This window comes from Streptomyces sp. NPDC001858 (assembly GCF_053594615.1).
Genome location: NZ_JBSFEV010000090.1, coordinates 1 through 6,330 on the forward strand (window position 1 = coordinate 1; position 6,330 = coordinate 6,330).

Annotated in this window: 5 protein-coding genes and 1 pseudogene; 5 read left to right on the forward strand and 1 reads right to left on the reverse strand. The window is 66.7% G+C overall.

Going from position 1 to position 6,330, the window contains the following annotated elements; translation table 11 throughout:
- Positions 1 to 675 precede the first annotated feature (675 nt).
- From ACWCPF_RS45115 to ACWCPF_RS45125, 3 genes and pseudogenes are all read left to right on the forward strand, one after another.
- Positions 676 to 3,186 carry a Helicase associated domain protein gene (locus ACWCPF_RS45115; protein ID WP_451050976.1) on the forward strand — a complete coding sequence of 837 codons (2,511 nt, stop codon included), beginning with the start codon at positions 676 to 678 and terminating at the stop codon, positions 3,184 to 3,186.
- Between the two features lie 87 nt (positions 3,187 to 3,273).
- Positions 3,274 to 3,615 carry a PadR family transcriptional regulator gene (locus tag ACWCPF_RS45120; RefSeq protein ID WP_451050977.1) on the forward strand — a complete coding sequence of 114 codons (342 nt, stop codon included), beginning with the start codon at positions 3,274 to 3,276 and terminating at the stop codon, positions 3,613 to 3,615.
- Between the two features lie 9 nt (positions 3,616 to 3,624).
- Positions 3,625 to 3,810: pseudogene (locus ACWCPF_RS45125) on the forward strand (SPOR domain-containing protein); the annotation flags it as partial.
- A gap of 485 nt (positions 3,811 to 4,295) precedes the next feature.
- On the opposite strand, the gene ACWCPF_RS45130 reads toward ACWCPF_RS45125, so the two are convergent.
- Positions 4,296 to 4,823: a hypothetical protein gene (locus ACWCPF_RS45130; RefSeq protein WP_451050978.1), complete on the reverse strand. Its 528-nt coding sequence runs from the start codon at positions 4,821 to 4,823 to the stop codon at positions 4,296 to 4,298.
- Between the two features lie 344 nt (positions 4,824 to 5,167).
- Between ACWCPF_RS45130 and ACWCPF_RS45135 the strand changes: the two genes are divergently transcribed.
- Both ACWCPF_RS45135 and ACWCPF_RS45140 read left to right on the forward strand, forming a co-directional pair.
- On the forward strand, positions 5,168 to 5,368 hold the full coding sequence (locus ACWCPF_RS45135; protein WP_451050979.1) for a hypothetical protein: 201 nt from the start codon (positions 5,168 to 5,170) through the stop codon (positions 5,366 to 5,368).
- A 174-nt stretch (positions 5,369 to 5,542) separates the two neighbouring features.
- Positions 5,543 to 6,277 carry a hypothetical protein gene (locus ACWCPF_RS45140; protein ID WP_451050980.1) on the forward strand — a complete coding sequence of 245 codons (735 nt, stop codon included), beginning with the start codon at positions 5,543 to 5,545 and terminating at the stop codon, positions 6,275 to 6,277.
- Positions 6,278 to 6,330 lie beyond the last annotated feature (53 nt).

Below are 6,330 nucleotides of genomic sequence, written 5' to 3' on the forward strand. Positions count from 1 at the left end.
AAACGGCTCTACCTGTCGCCGTACACCGCCAAGACGCACGTCAACCGCACCATGGTCAAGCCGGGGTACTGCGCGGCACGGCGTCAACTCACGGGCTGTGCCCGGGAGTTGGGCGCTAGCCGCTCCGCGCCACGCGCCAGCGGCCGCTGGCGCCCCCGCCCGATCCGGGGCCTCCGCTCCGCTCCAGCCCCAATCCTCCCCGCCCACTGGGGAACTGGCCAGAAAAGCAGCAGCAGTGGGGGAGAGGGATGGAGCCGGGAATGCGGGCGCGGGTCGAATCGGGGGATCTGGAGAGGGTGACGGAGAGTTAGGGCGGCTCGGAAACGCTGGAGTGACGGTGGACTTGAAACCACGATCGCATGACCTCCCATCAGGCTGCTTTCCAGTCTTGACAGGGGCAGACTAACAGGATCGCGCCACGTTCGAGGGATTTTCCCTCTTGTTGATGCTTCATTTTGAAGCACGAGATAGACTCTGGACTCAGAGCGCACCGCCCTTGGAACGCTCGGAGGCTTACAGAGATCCACTCAAGACCCTTGCGAGTGCTTCGGTAGGGCAGAGTAATCAGCCAGCCGAGCCACTCCCACCGTAGCCCTTGTGGCCTCTCTACGTGCAGGTTTCCCGTTTCCCGCCACTCGAACCGACCGGGCACCACCCAGGAGAAAGCAGACAGGAATGTCGACCACGAACCGCGCAGATCAGCGCGAGGCCGCCCAGCGAGAAGCCATTGACGCGGTCTTGCGTGCCATCGAACTCCCTGCAAGATCGCTGGTGCCGGAGCGGGGTCTGCGGACACAGGTGATCATGGCGACCGGGTCCGGGAAGACCCGGGTGGCGGTCCGGAGTGCGGAAGAGCTCCACGCGGGCCGGGTGCTGGTCCTCGTGCCCTCGCTCGATCTGCTCGCCCAGACCGAGGCGGCGTGGCGCGAGGGCGGTCGCAGGGGCCCGATGATCGGGGTCTCCTCCCTGCGGGGTGAGGAGGTGTCCTTCCCCAACACCACGGACGTGGACGAGCTGGTGGAGTGGACGAGGGGCCTGGAGAAGGTCACCGTGTACGCCACGTACGCCAGCCTGGGTCTGGGCACGCTGGAGCGGGCGCATGCCGCCGGCCTTTCGGCGTGGGACCTGATCGTGGTCGATGAGGCGCACAGGACTTCGGGCCGGATCGGCAAGCCGTGGGCGGTCGTTCACGACAACACCCGCATCCCGTCGCTGCGGCGGCTGTACATGACGGCCACGCCCCGGCTGTGGCAGCTGGACGAGGACCAGGAGACGGGTGCGCCGGGTGAGCTGGTGGCGAGCATGTCGGATGATCCGGACGGGCCGTTCGGCAGCCGGTGTTTCACCCTGACGCTGTCGGAGGCGATCGACCGGGGGATCTGTGCGCCGTACCAGGTGGTGTGTGTGGACATCACCGACACGCAGTTCCAGGCCGCGCTGCTGCTGGGTGCCGAGGGCCGGTCGGACGAGATGCGCGGGGCCCGGCTCGCCGCGCTCCAGACGGCACTGGTGAAGGCTTCAGCGGAGGAAGCCTTCAAGCGCACGCTGGTGTTCCATCACGTCATCAAGGAGGCCGAAGCGTTCTCTGCCGGGGTCCCGGATGTCGCGGCGCAGCTGCACGCGGCCGATCCGGAGCTGTACCCGGCGACGGTGTGGGCGGACTGGCTGTGCGGCGATCACAAGGCGCTGCACCGCCGCCGGGTGCTCGGGGAGTTCTCCTCCCTGATCGCCACGGACGGCACGGTGGTGGAGAAGGCGTTCCTCAGCTCGGTGAAGGTGTTGGGCGAGGGCGTCGACACCCGCAACTGCGACTCCGTGTACTTCGCGGACGTGCGCGGGTCGATGCCGGATCTGGTCCAGGCGGTGGGGCGCGCGCTGCGGATGCAGCCCGGCGAGGGCAAGATGGCCTCCCTCGTGGTGCCGGTGCTGCTGGCGCCCGGGGAGACGGCGGACAACATGCTCACCAGCCGGGCGTTCGGCGGGCTGGCAAAGCTGCTGGAGGCGCTCAGGGCGCACGACACCCGCATCGTCGAACAACTGGCCCAACAGCAGGCCCCAAGCCGCTACAAGCCCGTCCAGAAGGACGCCAAGGGCAAGGAGAAGAGCGGGGGCGGGGACGGTGGGCCGTCCGCGTCGGCGAAGGCGTTGCTGAAGTTCTCCACGCCGCGTGACCCGGCACAGCTGGCCGCGTTCATCAACCTGCGGGTCCTCAACCCCGAGCACGAGCACTGGCGGCGCGGCATCGAGGCCGCCGTGCTGTACACGCGCGAGGTCGGGGACCTGAAGGTGCCGTTCACGTACCGGGTGCCTGCGGGTGAGGAGGCTCAGGCTGAGGGGTGGCCGGCCTCGCTGGCCAACTTCCCGCTGGGGCAGTGGATCGCTGACGCCCGCCGCTTCTACGCCCGCAGGGACATGGACGAGGACCGCGTCCAGCAGCTGGAGAAGCTGGGCATGGTGTGGTCGTACTTCGACGTCGCGTGGGAGGAGGGCTTGTCCGCCGCCCGAGGGTGGGCTGCCGAGAACGGGCACCTCCTGGCGCCGATGGACGCCACCTACCAGGGCGCGAAGGTGGGCATCTGGCTCAAGAACGCGCGGGCCGCCGCCCGCAAGGCAGCCCAGATCGAGCAGCGGCGTGCCGAGGGCCTGCCGGTGGGATCGGTGGCCGGCGCGCTGTCGGAGGACCGGCGCGAGCAGCTGGAGGAGATCGACGCCTCGTGGTGCCCCACCTGGCCCGTGGAGTGGCAGCGGGCGTTCCACCTCACCCGGCTGCACCTGGACGAAGGCGGCGAGCTGCCGACCGAGCCGGGTGACGTCCTGCGCCAGGGCGAGGACCTCGGACGGTGGGTGCGCGCCCAGCGGATGGGCTGGGACAAGCTCACCGGAGTGCAGCAGTGGATGTGTGAGCAGGTCCTCGGGATCGAGCCCGCCACCGAGGACGAGAAGCCCAAGCCGCGCCGTACCCAGGCCGACAAGTGGGCCGCCAACCTGGCCGCCGCGAAGCAGTTCTACGAGCGCGAGGGCCACCTGATCGTCCCCCGCAAGCACGTCGAGACCGTGCTCTCAGACGAGGGATGGGAACTGCAGTTCCGTCTCGGGGCATGGATCGGCAACCAGCGCTCCCGTGCGGCAACGCTGCCGGAAGACCGACGCGAGCAGCTGTCCGCGATCGGGATGCGCTGGGCGTAGGTAGCGACAGTTCGAGGTGCGGCATCTGCCTGAGGCAGATGCCGCATTCTGCTGTTGGGCAGATGAATCCCATACTAGAGTTCTGGCATGGCAAAGACGCCGCGCATGACGCTCCAGACACAACTGGTGCTGCGGACCCTGCTGGAGAGCCCTGCCGAGGCCCGTTACGGTCTGGAACTCTCCCAAGCAGCAGGCCTTCCCACCGGCACCATCCACCCGATCCTCGCCCGCCTCGAGAACACAGGCTGGCTCGAGTCCTTCTGGGAAGACCAGAACGAGATCGAGAAGACCGATCCGCCCCGGCCCCGCCGCCGCTACTACCGCTTCGCCCCAAGCGGTGCCGAGTCCGCCCGCGTCGCTCTCGCCGCCGCCTACCAGGGGGGCGCCATCTCTGCCCGCCTTCGCCCTGCTGATGGTCTGGGGAGTTGAGGCTGCGTTATGCACGGCGCCGACAATGAGGTCAGCGAACCGCTCACGCTCCCCTGGTTAGTGATCCGCCAGGACGACAACGGCAACCGGTACAGGGTCGGCAGGTATGCCACCCGCGACGAAGCCCAAAAGATCAGCGAAGGTCTCGATGAACGCGGCCATCGGCAGCTCTACTGGGTGGAACGCGTCGGACAAGGCCGTGCAACTCCCAGTACCAACAGCAGTGACTCTCCGCGGGACATCGTACGAGGTGGCCCCTCGGGCATCCGACGCGGGCTCGGGCAAATACCACCCCCACCCCAGGAATCCGCTGACGCCGTCAGGGACGAACCCGCGAGCGACATGGACGACTGTGCTGACCGGCGCCTACAACGGGCACGGCCTCTGTTCGAAGCACTCTCCCGCCTCCTGCCCGCGAACGCCCGTGACCGCTGGCCCGAAGAGTGGATGGCAGAGTGGGTCGACCTCGGCAAACAGCCTCTGCGAACCCGGGTGGCCTGGCTGCTGCGGGTCACACTGCGCAGCGGACTGTACTTCGCCTGGTCCCTTCGCCTGGCGGCGCGACGGCAGCGTGTCCAATGAGGCCCCAGGTGGCAGGAGCCGCCGCAGACACCCCGCCGCTTCCCCGTCAGGACAACACGGCTGATCACAAACAGATGGCGGGCCGCACATGCACGCATCTAGAAGGGCGGTTCGTCGGAGTAGCCGCCCTGGGCTGGAGTAGTCGGGGCCGGCGTGGGCGTAGTGGCCCACGGATCATCCTGCGTGGGCTGGGTACGAGGGCCGCCCCACCCCGAGTTGGATCGCGCCGGCGGGACAGGAGCCGGGGCGTTCTCCGGTTCGACGCCATCAATGTCGTTGTCCAACAACTGGCGCAGGCGCTCCCTGCAGGTGGTCGGATCGTCGTCGTGCCAGTTGTCCGATTCCGGCCAGCGCCTGCGGTCAGGGTCCTGGCCACCGATGTGGCACAGGGCGCGCAGGACCGCGTCGACTCTCTGCCACGTGCTGATGGTCTGCCCCTTGAGGAGTCGGCGGATGGTTTCCCGGCTTACAGGAAGCGGATCCTGCATGGAACTGGTCGTCGCTGCGATGAGGGCGGGTGCAGGGCGCCCTGCTTCCTTGAAGTGGATGAACAGCTCGGCTACAAAGTCGCGCCTGGTCCCATCAGGCAGGTCGGCTTTGCTGGGCATCCGCAGCATCTGAGGCATCCATCAACTCTCGCACGCAGCAACCCAGTTCGACACGCGATTCCTCATGAATGCTCGGCACGACACCCCAGGTGAGCCCGGGATTGCGCATATTGAGGTCACAAAGACCTGAGTAGACCCGCATTGGCGTCTCACTGACGCAGTTGGACTTCTTTTGACAATCCACTGTTTTCGCTGGTCAGAGCGGGTTTCGAGGTGCTTTTGTTGCTCTCGTCCACCCCAAGAGACCTAAAAAATCTCAATGGGTGGACAACGGCACGGTTGTCGCCGGAAACGGCGACGGCCCCCTGGTGGGCAGGGAGCCGTCTGCAGAAGACCGAACATCCCCGACGAAGGAGAAGCTCATGTCCAAGCCCGAGCGTAAGGGCAACAGCCCGGACCCGGAACCCCTCCCGACGCCGAATGGCGGGTCGTGGAAGACCCGGTGGGCCACGCGTGCCCGGCGGCTCCGCAACGAAGCCGGCCTGTATCTGCTCCGAGGGGCCGCAACCGCAGTCGGCGGCGCCGTCGTCGCCTACGGCGGCCTCTGGATCCAGTCGCGCTGACCGCGGAAACGGAGCGTGGCCGACGGCAGCCGGGCGGCTTGTCCCGCCCGGCGTCGCGCGCGAGCCACACCAGCCCCCTGGTGTGGACAGTCCTGGCACCCCCAGGGGGCACACGGCGGGACCGTGTGCGTGAGAAGATCCTCCGCCAAGATTCACTCGCCCTGAAGGATCCCCATGCATGAGCAATTTCTCGATGATGTGTCGAGCCATGAACTTGAGGAGATATCGCACCCAGTGGATCAGGGCTTGGTCGAACGTAACGGGGCCTACTACCAGGTGCGCCAAGCGGAGCTCGCAGGTGATGTGTACTTTCCACCCGTCCGGAATGGCCTGGACTACTTGGTCAGCGTGGCAGAGCACCTAGAGGGTGCAAGCGAACCAAGTGCAAGGGCCATGAAGTACGCCGTGCTGCACCTGGCCGCGGGGGCCGAAGTGCTTCTGAAGGCACGTCTGCAGATGGTGCACTGGTCGCTGGTGTTCGCCAACCCCGGGGACGCTACGCGAGAAGCGCTCAAGAACGGAACGCTGACCAGTTGCTCTCCGGAAGAGACGCGTAAGCGGCTGACCAACATGGCGGGTATCAAGTTCAGCCAGAGCGAAAAGGATGCCCTCTCCGGTCTGGCGAAACGCCGCAACGCTCTGCAGCACTATGGCTTGGTCGGTGAGGACGCCCAAGCTGGCAAGGTGGAGAGCACCACTGCCCAAGTGCTGAACTTCCTCATCCGTTTCGTCGGTGAGCACATTTTGGAGCACATCAAGGATGAAGAGGAACGACGCCACGCGGAAATCGACATGGACCGGATCCGCGGAGGGGTCCGTACGATCCAGGGCTATATAGCAGAGCGTATGAAGGACCTCGCTCCGGTGCTAGGCGCTGTTTCTCGGATCATGTGCGGAGCCAGGTCATGAGGGCCGCGAGGGTGACGGTTCCGAGGTAGATGTAGGCGCGTTTCTCGTAGCGC

Coding starts and splice junctions, on each gene's coding strand:
- ACWCPF_RS45130 (WP_451050978.1), bottom strand. CDS start 4,823: ATGCCTCAGATGCTGCGGATGCCCAGCAAAGCCGACCTGCCTGATGGG.
- ACWCPF_RS45115 (WP_451050976.1), top strand. CDS start 676: ATGTCGACCACGAACCGCGCAGATCAGCGCGAGGCCGCCCAGCGAGAA.
- ACWCPF_RS45140 (WP_451050980.1), top strand. CDS start 5,543: ATGCATGAGCAATTTCTCGATGATGTGTCGAGCCATGAACTTGAGGAG.
- ACWCPF_RS45135 (WP_451050979.1), top strand. CDS start 5,168: ATGTCCAAGCCCGAGCGTAAGGGCAACAGCCCGGACCCGGAACCCCTC.
- ACWCPF_RS45120 (WP_451050977.1), top strand. CDS start 3,274: ATGGCAAAGACGCCGCGCATGACGCTCCAGACACAACTGGTGCTGCGG.